Raw genomic sequence first — 25,274 nt, 5'->3', positions numbered from 1 at the left:
ATTGCGACGAAACCGCACTCCGAATTGGCTGGAATGACGCGTCTTACAACGTGCGTGTCAAGCGGTCGGCGAGCAGTCCGGCGAACTTGGCAGGGTCGTCGGGCACCCCTCCCTCGGCAAGAAGAGCTGTGCCGTAGAGCAATTCGGCGGTCTCGGCGAGTCGATGCGAATGAGCATCGTCTCCGCCCGTCTTGTACGCCTCCCGCAAGCCGGTGACCAGTGGATGGCTCGGGTTGAGTTCGAGGATCCGTTTTCCGGTCGGAACAACCTGTCCGGAGGCACGGTACATGCGCGCCAGCGACGGCGTGATGCCGAACGTGGGGGTTATCAGACAGGCCGGAGATTCGGTCAACCTACTGGACAATCGCACTTCCGAGACTCGCTCGGTCAGCGTCTCCTTCAACCAGGCCAAGAGGCCGGCGAACTCTTGCTGCTGCGCCTCTCGTTCGGCCTCATGCGCGGCCTTGTCCGCATCGGAGTCGAGGTCGATCTCACCTTTGGCCACCGACTGCAGCGGCTTGCCGTCGAACTCCGGCACCGAACCCACCCAGATCTCGTCGACGGGGTCGGTGAGCAGCAGGACCTCGTAGCCCTTGGCCTTGAATGCCTCCAGGTGCGGTGACTTCAGAAGTTGCTCGGCAGACGGTCCCGTGGCGTAGAAGATCTGTTGCTGACCATCCTTCATGCGCTCGACGTACGCGGGCAGCGTCGTGAGCCTCCCGGCGTCGTCTCCTTCGGAGAAGGTGGACAGGAAGGTCGACATCCGCAGCAGCGTGTCCTGATTGTCCAGGTCGGATATCAGGCCCTCTTTGAGGACAGCGCCGAATTGCTCCCAGAAGGTGCGGTAGTCCTCGGGCTTGCTGGACTGCAGATCCGCAATGGTCGACAGGACCTTCTTGGTCAACCGACGACGGATTGCGGTGACCTGCCGGTCTTGTTGCAGGATCTCGCGAGAGACATTGAGTGACATACCCTGTGCATCCACGACGCCCTTGACGAAGCGCAGGTAGCTGGGCATGAGCTCTTCGCAATCTCCCATCACGAAGACGCGCTTGATGTACAGCTGGACTCCGGTTTTGGCGTCCCTGGTGAACAGATCGAACGGGGCATGCGACGGGATGAACAACAGGGCCTGATATTCGAAACTGCCCTCGCCCCTCATCGAGATGACGGCCAGCGGATCGTCCCAGGCATGGGCGATGTGCTTGTAGAACTCGTGGTATTCCTCTTCGGAAACCTCGTCTTTGGGTTTGGCCCACAACGCCTTCATCGAGTTGAGCGTCTGAGTTTCGACCGTGACGGTGTCCGGGCCGCCTTCCTCGGCAGCCGGCGTGTGTCGTTCGACCTGCATGCGGACTGGCCAGGCGATGAAGTCGGAGTACTTCTTGACGAGCTCTCGGATCTTGTGCTCAGCGGTGTAGTCGTGAAGCTGATCCTCGACATCTTCGGGTTTCAGGTGCAGCGTGACCGAGGTGCCCTGCGGAGCGTCATCGACGGACTCGATGGTGTAGGTGCCGTCGCCGCTCGACACCCATCGGGTAGCTCCACTCTCGCCGGCCTTGCGGGTGAGCAATTCAACCTTGTCCGCCACCATGAACGCGGAGTAGAAGCCGACGCCGAACTGCCCGATCAGTTCCTCTGAGGCGGCCGCTTTCTTGGCTTCCTGCAATTGCTGACGCAGCTCTGCGGTTCCGGACTTCGCGAGAGTGCCGATCAGCGCCACAACTTCGTCGCGCGTCATCCCGATGCCGTTGTCGCGCACGGTCAGGGTCCGTGGATCCCGCCCACCTCGATGTCGATGTGGAGGTCGGAGATGTCGGCGGTCAGGTCCTTGTTCCGCAGCGTCTCCAGGCGGAGCTTGTCCAGGGCGTCCGACGCATTCGAGATCAGCTCGCGGAGGAACGAGTCCTTGTTGGAGTAGACCGAGTGCACCAGCAACTCCAGGAGTTGCCGCGCTTCCGCCTGAAACTCCAACTGCTCGACGTGTGCAGACATGCGATTCCATCCCCCACAGATCAACCTACGTTGGGTATCTCCGAGGACGATACCGAGCTGTCGCCGACTCATTGGCTGCCCATGCCCAGAAAACATCGCCGAAAGCCCGACACCGGCCCATCAGGACACGGCCGACGGTCACCTGCATGGATTCGGCTCTATCCTTCGCGGCATCGCGAATACCGGGTCTTGAGTGAGGCCTGGACGGGGACCATCGAATATTCGCTATTAGTTGCAATCGCAAACTCAACACCGCAGACGTGATCGGGCATTGTCAGGATGTCCGTGGCTAACTCAATCTTCGCCAAGTGGGCCTGGGTCGATACCGTGGTGGACCTTGCACCTGCTCTTTGCTAAAACTGTGAAGAAGCTGAAGCGCTCTCTGCCTGGGGTTGCCCGCTGGTAGCGCTGCCCGGTGGTTTGACTCGAGCGCCGGTCCGGTCGGGCTTCGCTGGATTGAACTACACCGGCGTCATGCGTGCCTCGCTGATCCTACGGTCCCGTGACTGCTCTGTAGTGGGAAAATAGGCGGGTCGGACAGAAGGGGAGCATGTCCCGCAGGTGTGGGGCATGAACGATGCCGCGTCGGGCACGCTTCAGGGTCCGGCGAAACTGCCGACGCTGCCGCTCGAAAGCCGCAAGATCGCTCGCCGTAGTGCCGCATATTTGCTCATCTGTGGCAGATGTGTCGATTGGGAAATGGGCCAGCCCGGTTTCGGCAACGAACCAAACCAGATGACCGATTTCCTGGCCCTGCCAAAAAGAAGTAGATATGCTGACGCTCTGCAACGGGCTAATTCATTGCTGAAAGTGCCGAGGGCAGACACGGGCGCGAGTGGATGCCACATTGCGTCCTATTTCGCTGGTCGATTTGGTGCCGGGGAGGACGAGATGAGCATCAATCCGTTCGACGATGACGATGGCCGCTTTCTCGTCTTGATCAACGACGAGGAACAACACAGCTTGTGGCCGGCCTTCGCAGAAATTCCTGCCGGCTGGACGGTGGCTTACGGCGAAGCGGCCCGCGCTGTCTGTCTGGACTACATCGAGCAGTTCTGGCCGGATATCCGGCCGAAGAGCCTGCGGGACAGGGTGGCACAGGTTCAGAGCTCCTATAGGTGACGGACCTGGGATGAATGTTGGAGTGGGACCGGTGATGCTGCCGGGATCGGAGGGACTGTGGAGTTTCAACCCGGTATCTGTGACGTCGTCAGTGTCGTACGGTCGATCGATCGGTCGCGGCGGGCGTTCGTGGCGATGATGGCTGAGGCAGAGGCGTCATCGTGACGGCCGACCTGAGCCGGCGGCTGTCGTCGATGGATTTATGGGACGAGGACGAACAGTCTGAGTTGCCTGATTGGGGCAACCGTGCGGTGTTGTCGGCTTCGGTGGTGGAGTCCTCGATTCCGGAGCTGTTTGCGGTGCAGGTAGTTCGGGCTCCGGATGCGGTGGCTGTTCGTTTTGATGGTCGGTCGATGTCTTATCGGGAGTTGGATGAGGCGTCGAATCGGTTGGCGCGTTTGTTGATCAGCGAGGGCGCGGGCCCTGGCAGGTCGGTGGGCCTGTTGACGGGCCGCTCGGCTGACGCGGTTGTCGCGATCTTGGGTGTGCTGAAGTCGGGGGCGGCGTATCTGCCGATCGATCCGATGGTGCCGGATGCGCGTGTGGAGTTCATGATCGCTGATGCCGGACCTGCGGCGGTGCTGACCACGGGTGCATTGGCTTCGCGGCTTGATGGACTCGGTATTCCGGTGGTCGAGGTCGACGATGCGCGCGTTGATGCTCAATCGAGTGCTGCGCTGGCACTTCCTGCGCCGGACGATATCGCGCACATCATCTACACCTCGGGGACGACTGGTGTTCCGAAAGGTGTTGCAGTCACTCATCAGAACGTGACCCGTCTCTTCGATGGTATGGACGTGGGTATCGAGATGGGTCCGCAGCAGGTGTGGGCCCAGTGTTCGTCGTTGGCGTTCGACTATTCGGTGTGGGAGATCTGGGGCGCCCTGCTGCACGGCGGCCGTCTGGTGGTGGTTTCCGAGTCGGTGACGCGTTCACCAGATGACTTTCAGAGCTTGCTCGTTGAGGAGCGGGTGACGGTGTTGAGTCAGACTCCTTCTGCGGTAGGAGTGTTGGACCCAGAAGTTCTTGTATCTGTGTCGGCGTTGATGGTGGCTGCTGAGGCGTGCTCGCCGGATGTGGTTGCTCGGTGGGCGCCGGGTCGGGTGATGATCAACGGTTACGGGCCGACCGAGACCACGGTGTATGCCACGATCAGCCGGCCCTTGCAGGCTGGTTCGGGTGCCGTCCCGATCGGCGTGCCGGTACCGGGAGCGGCATTGTTCGTCCTGGATAGATGGCTGCGTCCGGTCCCGCCCGGTGTGGTGGGCGAGTTGTATGTCGCCGGCCGCGGGGTAAGCGCCGGGTACCTGCGCCGCGCCGGTTTGACCGGGTCGCGATTTGTGCCGTGCCCCTTCGGGACGCCGGGTGCTCGGATGTATCGAACCGGGGACCTGGTGTCGTGGGGTCCAGACGGCCAGCTGCAGTATGCCGGGCGGGCCGATGAGCAGGTCAAGATCCGCGGCTACCGCATCGAATTAGGTGAAGTCCAAACAGCTTTGGCCGACCTCGATGGTGTGCAGCAGGCGGTGGTGATCGCTCGGGAGGACCATCCCGGGGATAGGCGCCTCGTCGGCTACATCACCGGTACCGCCGATCCTGTCGAAGTACGTACCATGCTGGCTGAGCGGCTGCCCTCGTACATGGTGCCCGCGGCTGTGGTGGTACTGGATGCGTTGCCGTTGACCGTGAACGGCAAGCTCGACAAGCGGGCCCTGCCCGCACCGGAATACACCGGTGATCGCTACCGGGCGCCGAGCACCGCCACCGAGGAAATCCTCGCCGGGATCTACGCCCAGGTGCTCGGCCTCGAACGGGTCGGCGTCGACGACTCCTTCTTCGATCTGGGCGGAGATTCTCTGTCCGCAACTCGGTTGGTCAATGCGATCAACACTTGTCTTGATGCTGATCTCGCGGTTCGTTCGGTGTTCGAGACACCGACGGTGGCCGGGTTGGCGAGAGGTGTGAATGCCGGTACCGGTGGGCGGGCGCCGTTGGTGGCTCGCCAGCGGCCGCTGGTGATCCCGCTGTCGTATGCCCAGCAGCGGTTGTGGTTCCTCGATCAGCTGGAAGGCCCCTCGCCGACCTACAACATGGCGGTGGCGTTGCGGCTCAGTGGCCACTTGGACGTCGACGCACTGGGTCAGGCGTTGGCCGATGTGGTGGACCGCCATGAGTCGTTGCGTACGGTGTTTCGCGCGGTTGGTGGTGTCCCGGAGCAGTTGGTTCTGCCTGCCGAGCAGGTAGTTTTCGGATGGCAGGTCGTAGATGCCGGCGGCTGGTCGGCAGAAGGCCTACGGGAGGCTGTCGAGGGGGCGACCGGTCACAGATTCGATCTCTCGGTCGAGAGTCCGCTGAGCGCAACACTTTTCCGCGTGGATCAGGACGAGTATGTGCTGGTCGGGGTGCTGCACCATATCGCCGGGGACGGTTCGTCGGTCGCACCATTGCTGGCAGATCTCGGCGCGGCCTATGCGAGCAGATCAGCTGGCGAAGTTCCGAAGTGGTCGCCGTTACCGGTGCAGTACGTGGATTACACATTGTGGCAACGTGAGCATCTGGGTGATCTGGCCGACCCTGACAGTCGTATTGGCGGGCAGGTCGCGTACTGGCGAAATATGTTGGCGGGCCTGCCAGAGCGGTTGGACCTGCCCACCGACCGACCCTATCCGCGCGTCGCTGATTTTCGGGGAGCCAGCGTGGCGGTGGATTGGCCTGCAGAACTTCAGCAGCGGGTCGCTCAGCTGGCGCGTGAGCACAACGCGACCAGTTTCATGGTGGTCCAAGCCGCACTGGCGGTGCTGTTGGCCAAGACCAGCGCCAGTCCCGATGTGGCGATGGGGATCGCGACCGCCGGTCGTAGTGATCCAGCTCTGGATGCGTTGGTGGGCTGCTTCGTCAACACCTTGGTGCTTCGGGTCGATGCGGGCGGCGAACTCACCGTCGCTGACCTGTTGGCCCAGGTGCGCCAGCGCAGCCTGGCCGCCTACGACAATCAGGATGTGCCGTTCGAGGTTCTGGTCGAACGGCTCAACCCCGTGCGCACCCTGACCCATCACCCCCTGGTCCAGGTGTTGTTGGCCTGGCAGAACTTTGCCGGTGGGTCCGCCACGGGAGCAGCGTTGGGTGACGTGCAGGCCACGCCCCTCACAGCGGAAACCCACACCGCCAGAATGGATTTGACGTTCTCTCTGTCAGAGCGTTTCACCGAAGAAGGTCAGCCCGATGGGATCGGCGGATCTGTGGAGTTCCGCACCGACGTGTACGACGCCGCCAGTATCGAAACGCTGATCGAGCGGTGGCAGCGGGTGCTGGTGGCGATGACCTCTGACTCGACCCGGCGGTTGTCCTCGGTGGATCTACTTGATGCGCCCGACCAAGTCCGTCTGGAGTTACTCGGCAACCGGGCAGTGTTGACCGAGCCTGTGGCCGCGGTGTCGATTCCGGCGTCGTTCGCCGAGCAGGTGGCTCGGGTGCCAAATGCGTTGGCACTGACGTGTGACGGCCGTGCGATGACCTATCGCGAACTGGACGAAGCCTCGAACCGGTTGTCGCACTTCCTGGTTTCCCACGGTGCGGGTCCGGGTCGATGTGTGGTGCTGTTCTTCGATCGATGCGCTGAAGCGGTGGTGTCGATCCTGGCGGTGCTCAAGACCGGGGCGGCCTATCTGCCGATCGAACCGGCGGTTCCGGATGCGCGGGTGCAGTTCATGATCTCCGACGCCGCGCCGGTGACCGCCCTGACGACGGCCGAGCTGGCACAGCGACTCGAAGGGGCGGGGCTGGTCGTCATCGACGTCAACGACCCCCGTGTCGACACGTACCCGGTCACCGCCCAGCCGGCGGCGCCGGGACCGGACGATATCGCCTACATCATGTACACCTCGGGCACCACGGGTGTCCCGAAGGGAGTGGCGATCACCCACGGCAACGTGACCCAGCTTCTGGAGACAATGCCTCCGGCTTTGGTGACGTCGCAACAGGTGTGGACGCAATGGCACTCCTTGGTCTTCGACGTCTCGGTATGGGACATCTTCGGTGCGTTGCTCCATGGTGGTCGGTTGGTGGTGGTCCCCGAGTCGGTGGCACACTCGCCGCAGGATCTGCATGCCCTTCTCGTCAGCGAGCGGGTAACGGTGTTGAGTCAGACCCCGTCGGCGGTGGGGATGCTGTCGGCTGAGGGTTTGGAGTCGACGGCGCTGGTGGTGGCGGGTGAGGCCTGCCCGGCTGACGTGGTGGACAGGTGGGCGCAGGACCGGGTGATGATCAACGCCTACGGTCCGACCGAGGCGACGGTGTACGCCACGATCAGCGCCCCGCTCGTCCCCGGTTCGGGTACGGTGCCGATCGGTGCGCCGGTACCCGGGGCGGCCTTGTTCGTCTTGGACCAGTGGCTACGCCCGGTGCCTGTGGGCGTGGTCGGTGAGTTGTATGTGGCCGGCCGGGGAGTCGGGATGGGGTACGTGCGCCGGGCGGGGCTGTCCGCGTCCAGGTTTGTGGCGTGCCCGTTCGGTGGAGCCGGGGCGCCTGGGACACGGATGTATCGCACCGGCGATCTGGTGTCGTGGGGTGTTGACGGGCAGTTGCGGTATCTGGGGCGTGCGGATGAGCAGGTCAAGATCCGCGGGTACCGCATCGAACTCGGCGAAATCATATCGGCGCTGGCCGATATCGACGGGGTCGGACAGGCGGTAGTGGTTGCCCGCGAGGATCGGCCCGGCGACAAGCGCCTGGTCGGTTATGTCACCGAGTTGGAGGCCGGGGTAGTGGATCCGGTCCGGGTTCGCTCCGCGCTGGGTGAGCGGCTGCCCGCCTATATGGTGCCGGCGGCGATTGTGGTCATCGATGCGCTGCCGTTGACGGTCAACGGCAAGCTGGACCGGCGGGCGCTGCCGGCCCCGGAGTACTCGGACGTCGATCGATACCGGGCCCCCGCCACCCCCACCGAGGAGATACTGGCCGGCATCTACGCCCAGGTGCTCGGGTTGGAACGGGTTGGAGCCGATGACTCATTCTTCGATCTCGGTGGGGATTCTCTCTCAGCTATGAAGGTGATCGCCGCGATCAACAGCGCTCTGGACGTCGGAGTCGCAGTGCGAGCCCTGTTCGACGCGTCCACGGTCGCGCAGCTGGCGGGGCGTATCGGCGACGGTACAGCCGGATTGCCGCCATTGGCGAGGGTCGAGCGGCCTTCTGTGTTGCCGTTGTCGTATGCGCAGCAACGGTTGTGGTTCCTCAGCCAGTTCGAGGGCGAGGCTGCGACCTACAACATGCCGACCGCGTTCCGGATCGGCGGAAGCCTGGATGTAGAGGCGTTGGGCGCGGCGCTGGCCGATGTGGTCGGCCGCCACGAATCGCTGCGTACTGTGTTCGCCGCGCGTGACGGTCTGCCCCGGCAGATCGTCGTCTCCGCCGACCAAGCCGATTTCGGGTGGCAGGTCGTTGACGCCGGTGGCTGGTCACCTGACCGGCTGACGGAGGCCATCGGCGCGGCGGTGTGTTACAACTTCGACCTCGAAACCGAAATACCGGTGCGTGCATGGCTTTTCCGCGTTGCGAAGGACGACCATGTGTTCGTCGCGGTGGTGCACCATATCGCCGGAGACGGCTCGTCGGTCGGTCCGCTGGTGCGTGACCTGGGAGTCGCGTATGCGAGCCGGTGTGCGGGACGGGCGCCGGATTGGGCGCCGCTGCCGGTGCAATATGTGGATTACACGCTGTGGCAGCGTGAGTATCTGGGTGATCTGGCCGATGCGGACAGTCGGATATCTTCGCAGGTGGCGTACTGGGAGAACGCATTGGCGGGCATGCCGGAGAGGTTGGCGTTGCCCACCGACCGGCCATATCCGGTGGTGGCCGACTACCGTGGCGCCAGTGTGGCGGTGGACTGGCCGGCACATCTGCAGCAGCTGGTGACACGGGTGGCTCGCGAGCACAATGCGACCAGTTTCATGGTCATGCAGGCCGGACTGTCGGTCCTGTTGTCGAATCTGAGTGCCAGTCCCGATGTGGCGGTGGGGTTTCCGATTGCCGGACGCAATGATCCGGCGCTGGAAGATTTGGTCGGGTTCTTCGTCAACACCTTGGTGTTGCGGGTCGACCTGGCTGGCGATCCGACCGTCGCCGAGTTGTTGGAGCAGGTGCGCCAGCGCAGCCTCAGCGCCTTTGAGCACCAGGATGTGCCGTTCGAGGTATTGGTGGATCGGCTCAACCCGGCTCGCAGCCTCACCCATCACCCGCTGATCCAGGTGATGTTCGCCTGGCAGAACTTTGCCGGACAGAACGGCGGTGCCCCCGCGACAGAGTCGGCCATGGGCGATCTGCGGGCCACGCCGTTGGCCGCCGAGACCCACACCGCCCGGATGGATTTGGCGTTCTTCCTGCGGGAACGTTGGACCGAAGACGGTGAGCCGGACGGGATCTACGGGACTGTGGAGTTCCGCACCGATGTATACGACACAGCCACAATCGAGGCGCTGATCCAGCGATTCGAGCGGGTTTTGCAGGCGATGGTCGCCGCCCCGGGCGGCTTGTTGTCGTCCCTGGATGTGTTGGACGCCGCCGAGCGCATCGAACTGGATGAGATCGGCAACCGGAAGGTGCTGTCGGAGGCGGCGACACCGGCGTCGATCCCGGTGATCTTCGCTGAGCAGGTCGCACGCGACCCCGACGCGGTGGCGGTCCGCTTCGACGGCCGCTCGATGTCCTACCAGGAGTTGAACGAGGCATCGAATCGATTGGCGCGCTTGCTGATCAGCCACGGTGCGGGCCCAGGAGAATGTGTGGCCCTGCTCTTCAACCGCTGCGCCGAGGCGATCGTGTCGATCATGGCGGTGTTGAAGACCGGCGCAGCCTATCTGCCGATCGACCCGGTCCATCCCGACTCGCGGGTCGAATTCATGCTCGAGGACGCCACTCCGATCGCCGCGGTCACCACGGCCGCGTTGGCTGATCGGTTGGACGGCCATGAGTTGTTGGTCATCGACGCCGACGATCCAGCCGTCGAGTCTTTCGAGTGCGCTGAGTTGCCCGCGCCCGGCGCCGACGACGTTGCCTACATCATCTACACATCGGGGACAACAGGGACGCCGAAAGGCGTTGCTATCGCGCACCACAACGTAACCCAGTTGCTCGATTCGCTGGATCCGAGCCTGACCGCACCAGGGACGGCCTGGACGCAGTGGCACTCCTACAGCTTCGACATCTCGGGCTGGGAGATCTTCATGGTCCTCCTTCATGGCGGCCGGCTCGTCGTGGTGCCCGAGTCGGTGGCACTGTCCCCGACGGACTTCCATGCCCTACTGGTCGACGAGAAAGTCGATGTGCTGGGCCAGACGCCGTCCGCGGTGGGAGCGTTGTCTCCCGAGGGTTTGGGTTCGGTGGCCTTGCTGGTGGGAGGCGAGGCTTGTCCGGCTGAAGTAGTGGAGCGTTGGGCCCCCGGCCGGGCGATGATCAATCAATACGGCCCGACCGAGACCACGATGTGGGTGGCGATCAGTGCGCCGTTGCAGGTAGCGAGTGAGGGCGGGTCGGTCGTCGTTCCGATTGGCTATCCGATGCCGGGCACGGCGTTGTTCGTGCTGGATCGATGGCTCCGGCCGGTGCCGACGGGCGTGGTCGGTGAACTGTATGTGGCGGGCCGCGGTGTGGGAGTTGGGTATTGGCGGAGACCAGGTTTGACCGCGTCCCGGTTCATGGCGTGCCCGTTCGGCGGCGTGGGAAGCCGTATGTACCGCACCGGCGATCTGGTGCGCTGGGGTACGGACGGTCAGCTGCTGTACGAAGGACGTGCTGATGAGCAGGTCAAGATCCGCGGCTACCGCATCGAACTCGGTGAGATCCAGGCGGCACTGGCAGGCCATCCACGGGTAGCGCAGGCGGTGGTGGTTGCTCAGAAACCCGCCTCGGCCGCGGGGCAGACAGACGACATCAGCGAGAAGCTGTTGAGTGGCTACGTCGTGCTGGATCCCGAGATGATGCTCGTCCGAGAGCCCGCCCGCGAGGCACGGCTCGTGGAGCAGTGGCGGGGTGTGTGGGGCGGCGTCTATTCGGAGCCGGTGCCCGAGGTCGATGGACCCGTGGAGCTGGGAGAGGATTTCGGAGGCTGGATCAGCAGCTACACGGGTGAGCCTATTCCGCTGGATCAGATGCAGGAATGGCGGTCGGCCACGGTAGACCGGATCATGGCCCTTCGCCCACAACGGGTTCTGGAGATCGGTGTGGGATCAGGGCTTCTGCTTTCGCAGATCGCCCCTGAATGCATGGAGTACTGGGGCACCGACTTGTCCGCGCCGACGATTCAGAAGCTGCGGGCGGCCGTGGCATGGCAGTCGTGGCGAGATCGAGTTCAGCTTCGGGTTCAGCCGGCTGATGTTCCAGATGAGTTGCCGGAAGGGCACTTCGATGTCGTTGTGCTCAACTCGGTGATCCAGTACTTCCCTAGTGCTGGCTATCTGATGGATGTGCTGGCAGTGGTGACGAAGCTGTTGGCGCCGGGCGGGGCGGTGTTCCTCGGTGATGTGCGCAACCTGTCGCTGCTGCGGACGTTCACCACCGGGATCGTGTGCGCCGATCCGTCCGCTGGTGGGGACACGGCAGGGTTGCTGCGCGAGCGGGTGCGCCGGGAAATGGTTGCCGAGCAAGAACTCCTGCTGGCGCCGGAGTTCTTCACCGAGTTGCCGCAGCAGCTCGCTGATATCGGTGCGGTCCAAATGGAGCTCAAGCAATTGCGCGCGGTGAACGAACTCAGCACCTACCGCTATGACGTGATCCTGCGAAAGGCACCGGTGCCGGTGCGTTCGGTGGCGCAGTTGCCTACGGAGTCATGGCAGCGGTTCGGAAGCCTGGCCGCGTTGGGCGCGCATCTGCGATCCCAGCAGCTGCCGGAGTTACGGGTAACCGGGGTGCCGCACGCCGGCATGTTGCCGGACGTGCATCTGGCCCAAGCGCTGGACCAGGCCAGGGACGGGCTGCCAGTCGATGAATTGCGTGGCGAAGCATGCCCGACGGATGCGGTGCTGCCTTACCAGTGTCATCAGTTGGGGGACGAACTGGGATACCTCACGTCCGTGACCTGGTCGCCCACGGTCGGTCTGGTGGACATCATCTTCACGCGCGCCGCTGATGCACCGACGGCGCTGTCGGATCTCTACCTGCCGGCCACCCAGGTCGGCTCCGTCGCCGGGTACGTCAACGATCCGGCGGCAATCGAACGCGTGACTGAACTGCGCGCCTATCTGACCGAAAGACTGCCCGAGTACATGGTGCCCGCGTCGATCACGGTGCTGGATACGTTGCCGCTGACTGTCAACGGCAAGTTGGACAAGCGCGCTTTGCCGGCGCCGGAGTTCCACAGCGCGGTGGCATATCGGGCGCCGCAAACTCAACGTGAACGGGCGCTGGCAGCACTGTTCAGCGACATACTCGGAGGCACCCGGGTCGGCATTGATGACTCCTTCTTCGATTTGGGCGGGCATTCGCTGTCGGCGACACGGCTGCTCGCCCGCATCCGGACTGAACTCGGCGTCACGATACCGATTCGAGTGTTGTTCGACGTATCCACCGTGGCCGGGTTGGCCGACTGGATCTGCCTGCATGCCGACGAACGGCCAGGTGTGTCATTGACGGTTCAACAGCGGCCTCCGGTGTTGCCGTTGTCGTACGCCCAACAACGGTTGTGGTTCTTGGAGCAGTTGCAGGGCCCGTCACCGATCTACAACATGCCGACGGCGTATCGGATCAGCGGCCCGTTGGATGTTGCGGCGATGGGTTCGGCGCTGGCGGATGTGGTGGGCCGTCACGAGAGCCTGCGCACGCTGTTCGCCGTGTCAGAGGGGGCGCCCCGGCAGGTGATCCTGGAGCCGGAGCGCGCTGATTTCGGGTGGCAGGTCATCGATGCCAGTGGTTGGCCGGGCGAACGACTGGAGGAGGCCGTCGGCGAGGCGGTGCGGCATTGTTTCGATCTAGCTGCTGAGATTCCCCTGCTGGCGCGTCTTTACCGTGTCGCCGAGGGTGAGCATGTGCTGGTCGTGGTGGTGCACCATATCGCGGCCGACGGTTGGTCGATAGCTCCATTGGTGACTGACTTGGGGGTGGCTTACACCGCCCGGTGCGTCGGACGCCCCCCGGAATGGTCGCCGCTGCCCGTGCAGTACGCCGATTATGCGTTGTGGCAACGGGATTGGCTGGGAGATGAGTCTGATGCCGACAGTGTGATCGCCGAACAGGTGGCGTACTGGGAAAAGGAGTTGGCCGGATTACCCGAGCGGTTGGAGCTGCCCACGGATCGGCCGTATCCGCCGGTGGCCAACTACCAAGGGGCAAGCGTCGCGGTGGATTGGCCACCGGAATTACAGCAGCAGATCGCCCGGGTGGCCCGCGAGCACAACGCCACCGGCTTCATGGTGATGCAGGCAGCCCTGGCGGTGATGTTGTTGAAGTTGAGCTCCAGTTCCGATGTGGCAGTCGGCTTTGCGATCGCCGGGCGTAATGATCCGGCTCTAGACGATCTGGTGGGGTTCTTCGTCAACACCGTGGTGTTGCGTACCGATCTTTCTGGAGACCCCACGGTCGCCGCGTTGTTGGAGCAGGTGCGCCAGCGTAGCCTGGGGGCGTTTGAGCATCAGGATGTGCCGTTCGAGGTACTGGTCGACCGGATCAACCCGAGTCGGAGCCTGACCCATCATCCGCTGGTGCAGGTGCTGTTGACGTGGCAGAACCTGCCCTGGTCGAAGAACAGCGATGATTCCGCTGTGGCATCGACAATGGGCGATGTTCGGGTCAACCCGCTGGCGGCAGAAACCCATACCGCCCGGATGGACTTGACCTTCGCTCTGGAGGATCGTTGGACCGAGGCCGGTGAGCCTGCCGGGATCGGCGGGTCGGTCGAGTTCCGTACCGACGTATTCGACCCGAGCACCATCGAGGCGCTGATCGCGCGGTTGCAGCGGGTGCTCGTGGCGATGATGGCGGATTCGACCCGGCGGGTGTCGTCGATCGATGTGTTGGACGTTGCCGAGCATGCCTGTCTCGATGAGGTCGGCAACCGTGCGACACTGACCGCGCCCGCGGGCGTGACGGCGTCGATTCCCGAGGTGTTCGCGCGGCAGGTGGCTCGCACCCCGGATGCAGCGGCCATGACCTTCGACGGCCGTTCGTGGTCGTATCGGGAGTTGGATGAGGCCTCGAATCGATTGGCGCATCTGCTGGTCGGTCACGGTGCCGGTCCGGGTGAATGCGTGACGCTGTTCCTCAACCGTTCGGCTGAGGCGATCGTGTCGATTCTGGCGGTGCTCAAGACCGGGGCGGCGTACATGCCGATCGATCCCGCCCATCCTGATGCCCGGATCGCGGTCGTCGTCGGCGATGCCAAGCCAGTGGCCGCACTGAGCGCCGGTGCTCTGAGTGCACGTCTGCGTGTCTGCGGTGTAGACGTCATCGATGTGCAGGATCTGCGGATAAATGACCAACCGAGCACCGCATTGCCGGCGCTGGCGGGCGACGAGATCGCCTACGTCATCTACACCTCGGGCACCACCGGGGTACCGAAGGGGGTGGCGGTGCCACATGGCAACATCACCCAGTTACTCGGCTCTCTGGACGTCGGGCTGCCGCGTTCAGGCGTGTGGTCGCAGTGGCATTCGTATGCATTTGATGTGTCGGTGTGGGAGATTTTTGGTGCGCTCCTCAGTGGTGGGCGGCTGGTGGTTGTGCCTGATCTGGTGGCGGGTTCGCCGGATGCGTTGCACGCGTTGCTGATTACCGAGCAGGTAAGTGTGTTGAATCAGACGCCGTCTGCCGCGGCGGCGCTGTCGTCGGACGGTCTGGAGTCGATGGCGTTGGTGGTGGCTGGGGAAGCCTGCCCGACCGAGCTGGTGGAGCGGTGGGCGCCGGATCGGTTGATGCTCAACGGTTACGGCCCGACGGAAACGTGGTACACATCGTTCAGTGCGCCGCTGATGGCCGGGGCGGATGCTGTGCCGATTGGTGTGCCGGTGCCGGGCGCGGCGTTCTTTGTCCTGGATCAATGGTTGCGCCCGGTCCCTGCTGGAGTGGTCGGCGAGTTGTACGTGGCCGGATCCGGTGTGGCGAGTGGCTACTTGCGCCGGGGTGGGCTGACCGGCTCCCGGTTCGTGGCGTGCCCGTTCGGTGCATCCGGTGGACGTATGTACCGGACCGGCGATCTGGTGCGCTGGGGCCCCGACGGGCAGTTGCATTATCTGGGTCGGGCTGATGAGCAGGTCAAGATCCGGGGCTATCGCATCGAATTGGGCGAGATCCAAACTGTGCTTTCCGACCTGGCGGGTGTCGATCAGGCGGCAGTGATCGCTCGTGAAGACCGGCCGGGGGATAAGCGGCTGGTGGGCTATGTCACCGAGTCTGTCAGTGGGGCAGTGGATCCGGGGGCGGTGCGTGCGCAGCTTTCGCAGCGGTTGCCGGTGTATATGGTGCCGGCGGCGATTGTGGTGGTCGATGTGTTGCCGTTGACGGTGAATGGGAAGTTGGATCGTCGGGCCCTGCCGCGTCCGGTCTACGCGGATGGGCAGCAATATCATGCTCCGGCCACGCCTACTGAGGAGATTCTCGCCGGCATCTATGCAGAGGTCCTGGGTGTGGAGCGGGTCGGGGTCGATGACTCGTTTTTCGATCTGGGTGGCGATTCCTTGTCTGCGATGCGGGTGATCGCAGCAGCGAATGCCAGTTTGGGTGCCGAGTTGGCGGTGCGGGTGATGTTTGATGCGCCGACCGTGCGTGGTTTGGCTGCGCAGGTGGGTCGGACCGAGAGCTCGCAGGAAGTGGTCCCGGTCGAAGTGCTCAAACCGGGCGACGGGGTTCCGCTGTGTTGTGTCCATGACGGTTTCGGGCTGAGTTGGTCGTACCGGGCGTTGGGCCGGTATGTGGATGGCCCGATCATCGGCATCAATCAACTCCCGTCTGATGGTGAGCACGAAGCGCTGTCGATTCAGGCTATGGCGGCGGACTACGCAGACCGGCTGCAGGGCCTGTATCCGGTTGGGCCGTATCGGATCCTGGGATGGTCATTCGGTGGGGTGGTCGCCCATGCTCTCGCTGTGGAGCTTCAGCGACGCGGATGTGAGGTTCAGCGTCTGGTCTTGCTCGACGGCCTTTTGAATCCGAACAGATTCTGGAAGAGCATCACCAGGAAGATCGCAAGCACTCGAGCGGTTGCCGAAGGGTGGGTCCTGGATTACATCCTGCAGACCAATGATGCTCGGGTCCCGCTGCATTGGGGACCGCTGAGCTATTCGCGCATGGCCGACATCCTTGCGCAACAGGGTTCGAGCCCTCCTGCAAAACAGTTGGTGGAGTTCATGGCGCGCAGTGTCAGTGCGGGGCAGTTGCTGCTGCTCGATCATGAGCCGGATGTGTTCGACGGCGACGTGGTGATGTTCTCGGCTGCGCGACGTAGGTGTGATGCCGCCGATTCCGGGATCGTGTCGCGGTGGGCGCGTCTGCGGAACCGAAGTGCTGCCCGGTCGCTGCTGCGCAGTTGGCGGCCGTATGTTTCCGGCGACATTGCGGTAGTGCCGGTCGACTGCACCCACTTTGAGATGTTCATCCCCGAATCGCTGAACGCATACGCACAGAAACTCACGTCATTACTGGAAAGTACGACCGTAGCGTCTTGTGACGATGCACCGCCGTGCGTCACGGGAATCGCTGTGAATCAACACTTCACAGGTATGGAATCCTAGCCGGGCTTCCATATCGCTCACCGGTTGCCGGCAGTTAACGCTACGTCTGGTCCGTCACCAAATGAGCGGAAGCATGCGGTACCGAACCTGTTGTGTGTACTCGCGGTATCCGTCCAGCTCTTCCCGAAGTAGTCGTTCTTCGTCGTAGATGCGGAAGACAAGCACCAAAAGGCACGGGATGGCGAAGAGAAGCCCCCAATAGGAACCGAGCGCAAGTGGGATCCCCGCCAAGAGAAATATGTCGCTGGTGTACATGGGATGCCGAACCATTTTGTACAAGCCGGTGGACACAAGTTCCTGACCGTCCTCGACGCGGATTGTTACGGCCGCGTGGCTGTTCTGCGCGAGGACCAGCGTCAGACCGCCAACTCCGACCGCGACCAGAACGTTGCCGATCAGAGAGATCGATGTCGGAACCGCGGACCATCCGAAGCGATGGTCGAGCGCGCTGACCACCATCATCGCTGCCCACAACAGCAACAGGGTGGTCGCAAGGACCTTTTGCGGCTTTCGGGTCTCAGTGGCCGGCATTCGGCGCTCGAGGACCGCGGGATTCGTCCGCAGGAAGTAGCCACCGGCAACCCATCCCGAGATGACAATCACCGCCAGAAATACCCACCCTTGCCAGTAATCGAAGGTACCCGCCGGCAGGAACACCAGTAGTCCAACGATCAAAATGCCAAGCGTCCCGCTGGCGAGTGTTTTCATCAGAGATTTCATGGCACCTCGCGCTCTCCGCCTTTGTCGATCCGCATCTCAGAGGCCGCCCATGCCCCGGAGTACCAGGGAGGCCCCGACCACCGCACAGATGGCTGCCGCGAAGGTCTGACGATGTGCGGTGGCCCATTCGTGCAACTTGCGCAGCGCAGCTTGGGTTTTCGCCGGTGCCACGGCATTGCTTACGAGAATGATCTCTTCCACAAGAAGCACGCCGAAGACGAATGCGATCAGCGCGACCAACTGGATCTCGAACGAGGCACCCGAGGCGACGACGATGGCCAGGGCGAAAAGAATCCCGTCGAGTGGCGGAACCACTATGACACCGATGATGAAGGGGATCCACGGGGACCCGTTCTGCCACGCCTCGCGGACGCGTCCGACCAACCCCCGGGATCCGGGTGAGGCGTCGGCATCGTCGGAGTTGGAGTACAACAGCCTGGTGATCGCCGGAGGGGCGCCGGAATCGTCCACGAGTGTCGAGGTGGCACCGACGCCGTTGCCTGCCGACTTCCGATGAGCGCCGGCGGGGACAGGTTTCCGTAGCACGTTGCGGGCCACCAGGAATGCGGCGATCGCCAGGAGCGCGATGCCGATGCTGATTGTGATGCGCTGTGTGAGCGGGTCTGTGGTCGGGTGCGCGAATTTCTTCGCGAAGGCGGACGACGCCGGAGTGGAGTGGAGCACGACCAGTGGAATGATGAGGCTGGCGAGCCCGATCAGCACCGCTCCTGACCAATAGGCGAGCAGGTTTTGCACGGGCCGCGGCCGCGAGAGCACCAACAGGATGATTCCGAGGCGCACAGGATTGATCGTCGTCAAAAGTGCCAGTACTACCAACGAGCCCCACATGAGCGGAATCCTACCTTGTATGCTATTTGCTGATTGGTTTCTCGAAAACTGATCTTGAGTAACTTTGGCCATTCCGGCCGTGCGAATCTACTTGCCTGCGCGATTCATGGTGGCGGGAACCTGAACCGCGTGCTCCCATCGCGCACAGCCTCCTCGGACTCGGTGAAACACTGCTGCTATTCCTCCGATTCAGCGGAATCCAGACGTTCAGAACAATTGTGAAATAACCAGTTTCATATCGACGATCTCGGCGTCCCCGATGCGACGGTCAAGAACTGTCGATCGGCTTGGGTCCCTTCAGTAGCTGTGGTCGCAAGGTGGGCGGAGGTGACGAAGGATCCGCCGCGGTACTCGGGCTCCGGTTCGCGCGGTCGGGAGGAATTTGGGTGTCCGCGCCCGTATGCGTATTTGCTGTGAACAACCTGATCGAAATGCATGCGGCTCCGCATCTCAGGCAGCTCCCGCCGGAAGGAGCTTTTCGCACAGCAGGTCTGCCAACCCGTGCACGGTCGTGATTCCGGTGGCCGAGATCCGGATGCCTGTTTCGTTCTCGATGCGGGTGCGTAGTTCGAGCGCTCCCAGCGAGTCCATGCCGTACTCGGAGAGGGGGCGGTCCGGATCGACACTGCGGCGCAGGATCACGCTCACCTGATCGGAGATCACGTGCCGCAGCTTGGCGGCCCACTCGTCCGGCGGCAGCTCGTCGAGTTCGGCGCGCAACTTGCTGGTGCCCGTTGCGTTTTGGCCGGTCGATCGGAATGCCTCGGCGAAGGGGCTGCGTTCTGCGAACACGGACAACCACGGCGCACCCGTTATCGGCGCGTATCCGGTGTAGGCGCGGTCATGACGCAGCAGTGCTTCGAACGCGTACGCGCCCTCGTCAGGAGCGATGGCGATTCCGGCGCCTTCGGCCAGGGCCGTGCCACGGCCGATCTGCCCCCAGGCTCCCCACGCGATGGCCGTGCCCGGCAGCCCCTGGGAGCGGCGCCACAGGCTGAAGGCGTCCAGCCAACTGTTGGCGGCGGCGTAGGCACCCTGCCCGGGGGAGCCGACCAGCGCGGCTGCCGAAGAGAATGAGCAGAACCAGTCCAAAGGCTGGTCCGCGGTGGCGGTGTGCAGGTTCCATGCACCGTAAACCTTTGGTGCCCAGTCTCGTTCGATCAGCTCATCTGTGATGTTGGTCAGTGCGGCGTCCTCGATCACGCCCGCTGCGTGCAGTACGCCGCGTACTTCGAGCCCACCGGCGGTCGCCGCGGCCACCAACCGTTCCGCGGTACCGGACTCGGCGATGTCGCCGCACTCGACGACCAGGTCGGCCCCGGTCGCGCGGATGCGCTCGAGCAATGCCGACGCTTGAGCGCTCGGCTGCGAGCGAGAGGACAGCACGATACGTCCGCACCCGTTGACCGCCATCCTCTCGGCCATGAACAATCCGAGGCCCCCGAGGCCGCCGGTGATGATGTACGCACCGTCGGGCCGAAACACCCGCACCTGTGATGGCGGGACCACCAGCCGACTCGAGCCGGTATGCGGGATGTCCAGCACGAGCTTGCCGGTGTGCTGCGCGCCGCTGATCATCCGAATCGCGGTGGCAGCGTCGGCAAGTGGGAAGTGGGTGACCTCGGGCATCGGCAGATCGCCCTCGGCGGTCAGCAGATACACCGTTTCCAGCAACTCCCGGAGCCGATCCGGATGGCTGACGGACATCAGCGCCAGGTCGACGGCGTAGAACGACAGGTTGCGCCGGAACGGGAAGAGCCCCAGCCGGGTGTCGCCGTAGATGTCGCGCTTACCGATCTCGACGAATCGCCCACCGAACGCCAGCAATTCGAGTCCTGCCCGCTGGGCGGCACCGGTCACCGAATTTAGCACGATGTCTACGCCGTATCCGTCGGTGTCCTCGCGGATCTGATCGGCGAACTCCAAAGTCCGAGAGTCGTAGACGTGTTCGACGCCCATGTCGCGCAGAAGTTGTCTACGTTGCTCGTTGCCGGCAGTGGCGAAGATCTCCGCCCCGGCGGCGCGGGCGATGGCCATCGCCGCCTGGCCGACCCCGCCGGTTGCGGAGTGGATCAGCACCTTGTCGCCGGATTTGATCCGGGCCATGTCGTTCAGCCCGTAGTAGGCGGTGGCGGTGGCAATGGTCAGCGCGGCTGCCTCGGCGTCCGTCAGGCCGGCCGGCAAGGTGGCTGCCAGGCGTGCGTCGCAGGTGACGAACGTGCCCCAGCAGCCATCGGCGCACAAACCTCCGACCCGATCGCCGACCTTGTGGTCGGTGACGTCGGGACCGACCGCGGTCACCACTCCGGCGAAGTCGATACCGAGTTGGGGCAAACGCCCGTCGAACGCGGGGTAGCGGCCGAACGCGACGAGTACGTCGGCGAAGTTGATGCTGGACGAGCTGACCGCGACCTCGATCTGACCCGGCCCCGGGGGAACATGTTCGCAGGAAACGAGTTCCATCGACTCCAGGTCGCCCGGCGTACGGATCTGCAGCCGCATCCGGTCGCGCTCGAGATAAGCGACGGTGGTCTGCCGCTCCTCGGGACGCAGCGGGGCGAGGCACAGCCGTGCGGTGTACCACCGGCCATTGCGCCAGGCGGTTTCGTCTTCGTCGGATCCGCTGAGCAGTTGCTGTGCCACCTGCTCCACGCCGGTGGCCTCGTCGATGTCGATCTGGGTGGCGGTCAGGTGCGGATGTTCGGTGCCGATCACCCGGATCAGGCCGCGTAGCTCCGCCTGATCGAGATTGGCCACGTCGCCGGCCACCACCGTCTGGGCGTTGCGGGTCACGACGTACAGGCGAGGGAGTTCTCCGCTCACCTCCGGTAGTTCGCGGGTGATGTGCACCAGGTGACGTACGTACTCGCGACCCAGCAATGGTGACTGGTCGGTGTGATCACCATTGTTCGGCGACGTCAGGATCACCACGGCGGTGAATCGGCCGGCACGCAGATGATTTCCGAACTGTGCACAGGTCAGTGAGTCGTCGACTTGATTGGGCCAACTCATCGTGGTGCATTGTGCGCCGCGGTCTTTCAGGATGCTGCTCAACGTGTCGGTGGCCGCATCGGGACCGTCCGAGGCGCTGATGAGCAGCCAGGATCCGGCTTCGGCGTATTCGACCTCCGGGAGATCGCGCTGCCGCCACTCGACTGTCAGCAGTCGTTCGCTGAGAACCTGATCGTCGTGTCCGCTGCCGGAGGCGCCGGTGCCCAGGCGAAGCCCCTGCACCGTCAGCAGGACTGTGCCGTCTTTGTCGAGCACATCGATGTCGGCCTCGATACCGGTTGTGTCGGCCTTGATCAGTCGCGTGTAGCAGTAGTGCGCGTTGCGGGCCGAGTGGTAGGCGCGTAGCCGCCGCACGCCCAGAGGCAACCCCAGCACGTCGCCGCCGAGCGCCTGAACGTCGGGATGTGCCTCGACCGACTGGAAGCAGGCATCCAGGAGTGCCGGGTGCACGCCGTATGCGTCCTGCTGGGAGCGGATCGAGCGGGGGAGGGCAACCTCGGCGAGGACCGTGCGGGCTTCGGCCTCGCCGGTACGCACTGTGACCAGACCGGTGAACGCCGGACCGTACTGAATGCCATGCTGGCCCACGCGATTACGCACCTCGGCGCCGTCTTCGTCGCAGGGGTGGGCGGTGACGACCGCCGACATGTCGTACGCGGGCGGTTGCTCGTCCGCTGCGGCGTGCAGGACCGCGGTCGCGTGCCGAGCCTGCTGGCCCTCCTCGTCGGTCTCGACGGTGAAGGCGGCCACGCCGGGTGATGACACCGAGGCGGAGGCTCCGACCACTGTCTGTTCGTCCAGAAGCAGCGCCTGCTCGAACCGGATGTCACGGACTTCGGAAGTCTCACCCAGTACGGACTGAGCCGCGGCCAGCGCCATCTCGCAGTACGCCGCACCCGGAAGTACTGCAACAGTGCGTATTTGGTGATCTCCCAGCCATGGCTGGGCGGCGGTGCCGACGTCGGCCTGCCACACGTAGCGTTCCGGTTCCTCGTGCAGCCGCACGTTGGCGCCCAGCAGCGGGTGAACCGCGATGGTGCAGCCGCCGTGGGTCGGGTGTTCCTGGCCGCCGCCGCTGAGCCACAGCCGCCGGTGCGTCCAGTTCGGCAGAGGCGCATCCACCAGCTGGCCGTCCGGGCACAGAACCGAGAAATCGACCGCAGCACCTGCGCTGTGCAGATCGACGAGGAGCCGGCGCAGCCCATTCGGCATCTCCTGCTGTCTGCGCATCGCGGCCAGGGCGGCCATCGGCGTCTCGCGGCCGCTTGCGGTCTGTTCGAGCGCACGGGTGAGCAGCGGATGCGGTGAGAGCTCGGCGAACACGCGATAGCCGTCCTCCAGCGCGGCTTGTACGGCGGTGGCGAACCGCACCATCCGACGCATGTTGGTCACCCAGTAGTCGGCATCGCACACCGGCTGTTCGCGCGGGTCGAACAGGGTCGCCGAGTAGAACGGAATCTCCGGTGTCATGGGTTTGAGGTCGGCAAGCGCCGCGGCCAGATCGTCGACGATCGGCTCGACCTGCGGTGAGTGGAAGGCGACATCGACGGGAACCTCGCGAGCCATCACCCCACGTTGCTCCCAATCCGACACGAGATCGCGCACCGTCTGGGTGGTACCGGCGATCACGGTGGACTGTGGCGAAGCCACCACCGCCACCACGACATCGTTGATGCCGCGGCCGGTCAGCTCCGAAAGCACCTGCTTGGCAGGCAGTTCCACCGCTGCTGTGGCGCCCTTGCCCGCGATTCGGGACATCAGCCGGGACCGGCGGCAGATGAGCCGCAGCCCGTCCTCCAACGACAGCGCCCCGGCGACGACAGCTGCCGCGGCCTCGCCGAGGGAATGGCCGATGACGGCTCCGGGACGCACCCCGTGTGCCTTCATGGTGGCGGCCATCGCGACCTGCATGGTGAACAACGTCGGCTGCAACCGGTCCTGACCGGTCACGACCTCCGGCGCCGCCATCGCCTCGGTCACGGAGAATCCCGATTCGGCAGCAATGATCGGCTCGGCCTGCGCCACGATGGCGGCGAACACCGGTTCGGTCGCCAGCAGCTCGGCACCCATTCCCGCCCACTGCGAACCCTGACCGGAGAACACCCAGACCGGGCCGCGGTCGTCGCGCCCGACCGCGGGTTGGTAGGGAGTGTCGCCGTCGGCGACCTCGCGCAACGCGGCGATGAGTTCAGGCCGGCTGTTCGCGCTGACGGCGGTGCGCACCGGCCGGTGCACGCGTCGGCGGCCCAGGGTGTAGGAGAGATCCGGCAGGACGACATCCTCGTGTGCTTCTATCCACTCGGCCAGCCGGCCGGCGGTATGACGCAACTCGTCGGCCGAGGTGGACGACAGTGGGAACAGCATCGGTGTCGGCGAAGCCGGGGCTGTGGAGTCCGCAGCTGTGGATTCAGGTGTCGGGACCGGAGCCTGCTCCAGGACGGCGTGCACATTGGTCCCTGACAACCCATACGATGACACCGCCGCCCGCCGAGGATGATGTCCGTTGGTGCACCACGGCGTTGTCACCTGGGGCACAAAGAGATTGGTCTGGATTTCGGCGAGCTTGTCGGGAAGACGGGTGAAGTGCAGGTTCTGCGGCACCACGCCGTGCTGCAGTGCGAGGACCGCTTTCATCAGCCCGATGGCTCCCGAGGCGGCCTGGGCATGCCCCATGTTGGTCTTCACGGATGCGAGCGCACAGGGGCCGTCGATGCCGTACACCTTGGCCAGGCTGGAGTATTCGATCGGGTCTCCCACTGGCGTGCCGGTGCCGTGTGCCTCGACCATGCCGACCGTAGCGGGTTCGACCCCGGCAGCGGCCAACGCCGCTCGGTACACCGCGGTCTGTGCGGCATCGGACGGCGTCGCAATGTTCACGGTATGACCGTCCTGATTCGCGGCCGTGCCGCGTATGACGGCCAGGATCCGGTCGCCATCGCGAATGGCGTCGGGCAACCTCTTGAGCAGCACCACGACGCAGCCTTCGCTGGCCACGAATCCGTCGGCCGCAACATCGAAGGCGTGGCAGCGTCCGGTTGCCGAGAGCATTCCCTCGGCCGAACCCGAAGCGAATTTGCGCGGGTCCAGCGCCAGTGTGGCGGCGCCGGCCAACGCGAAATCGCTTTCGCCCTCGTGCAGGCTGCGGCAGGCCAGGTGTATCGCGGTCAGGCCGGACGAACACGCCGTGTCCACCGTGAGTGCGGGTCCGTGGACCCCGAGCGCGTAGGCGATCCGTCCGGATGCCAGGCTGAAGTTGTTGCCGCTGAAGCCGTATGCCGATTCCAGGGACTGAGCGTCGGCGGCCAGCATCTGGTAGTCGGCGTGCGTCAATCCGACGAACACGCCGGTCAGCGAGTCCGACAGGGCTTCCCGCGTGAGGCCCGCGTGCTCCATGGCCTCCCAGGAGGTCTCCAGCAACAACCGGTGCTGGGGATCGAGTGCGGCACTCTCGCGTTCGTTGATACCGAAGAACTCGGCGTCGAAGCCGGCGACGTCGTCGAGGAAAGCGCCCCACTTCGACACCGACCGACCGGGCACCCCGGGCTCCGGGTCGTAGTACTCGTCCGCGTCCCAACGATCAGGCGGAACTTCGGTGACGAAGTCATCGCCCCGAACCAGGGCCTCCCACAAGAGTTCGGGGGAGTCGATGCCACCGGGAAGCCTGCATGACATGCCGATGACGGCAACGGGAGTGACCGGCGTGCTGCGCACCTGGGGACGCCCTTCACTCACGATCTCGGATGCGGTCAATTGCCCCTCCTCCCCGCAGGCCTTTCCGCGGTTCGGCCGCTGTCAGGCTCGATACCCTGTATTCGTTCACCGGGCCACACAAATAGGCCGCCGGTTGTCATGCGGCCATTGGTG

Annotated in this window: 5 protein-coding genes and 1 pseudogene; 2 read left to right on the top strand and 4 right to left on the bottom strand. The window is 64.2% G+C overall.

What is annotated here, in order from left to right; translation table 11 throughout:
• Positions 1–43: 43 nt before the first annotated feature.
• A pseudogene (htpG, locus tag TX88_RS25080) lies at positions 44–1,995 on the bottom strand (molecular chaperone HtpG).
• A gap of 891 nt (positions 1,996–2,886) precedes the next feature.
• Here htpG and TX88_RS25075 point away from each other — a divergent pair.
• Together TX88_RS25075 and TX88_RS25070 are read left to right on the top strand one after the other, a co-directional pair.
• Entirely contained in the window at positions 2,887–3,117 is a 231-nt protein-coding gene (locus TX88_RS25075) for an MbtH family protein (protein ID WP_044520650.1), read from the top strand.
• 161 nt (positions 3,118–3,278) lie between these two features.
• Positions 3,279–16,829: a non-ribosomal peptide synthetase gene (locus tag TX88_RS25070; protein WP_049925349.1), complete on the top strand. Its 13,551-nt coding sequence runs from the start codon at positions 3,279–3,281 to the stop codon at positions 16,827–16,829.
• A gap of 54 nt (positions 16,830–16,883) precedes the next feature.
• On the opposite strand, the gene TX88_RS25065 is transcribed toward TX88_RS25070, so the two are convergent.
• The 3 genes from TX88_RS25065 to pks2 all read right to left on the bottom strand — a co-directional run bounded on the left by TX88_RS25065 (position 16,884) and on the right by pks2 (position 25,160).
• A complete protein-coding gene (locus TX88_RS25065; RefSeq protein WP_044520645.1) occupies positions 16,884–17,549 on the bottom strand; it encodes a methyltransferase family protein in 666 nt (221 codons plus the stop codon).
• Between the two features lie 36 nt (positions 17,550–17,585).
• Complete coding sequence (locus tag TX88_RS25060) at positions 17,586–18,470, bottom strand: GAP family protein (RefSeq protein ID WP_244438608.1); 885 nt, start codon at positions 18,468–18,470, stop codon at positions 17,586–17,588.
• A 378-nt stretch (positions 18,471–18,848) separates the two neighbouring features.
• Positions 18,849–25,160: a sulfolipid-1 biosynthesis phthioceranic/hydroxyphthioceranic acid synthase gene (gene pks2, locus TX88_RS25055; RefSeq protein ID WP_044520643.1), complete on the bottom strand. Its 6,312-nt coding sequence runs from the start codon at positions 25,158–25,160 to the stop codon at positions 18,849–18,851.
• Positions 25,161–25,274 lie beyond the last annotated feature (114 nt).

The organism is Mycolicibacterium septicum DSM 44393 (assembly GCF_000455325.1).
Taxonomy (GTDB): domain Bacteria; phylum Actinomycetota; class Actinomycetes; order Mycobacteriales; family Mycobacteriaceae; genus Mycobacterium; species Mycobacterium septicum.
This window is presented reverse-complemented; position numbering and strand designations above follow the sequence as displayed.

Excerpts from the sequence above, each read along its gene's own strand:
- TX88_RS25075 (WP_044520650.1), top strand. The coding sequence starts at position 2,887 with ATGAGCATCAATCCGTTCGACGATGACGATGGCCGCTTTCTCGTCTTG.
- TX88_RS25065 (WP_044520645.1), bottom strand. The coding sequence starts at position 17,549 with ATGAAATCTCTGATGAAAACACTCGCCAGCGGGACGCTTGGCATTTTG.
- TX88_RS25060 (WP_244438608.1), bottom strand. The coding sequence starts at position 18,470 with ATGGCCAAAGTTACTCAAGATCAGTTTTCGAGAAACCAATCAGCAAAT.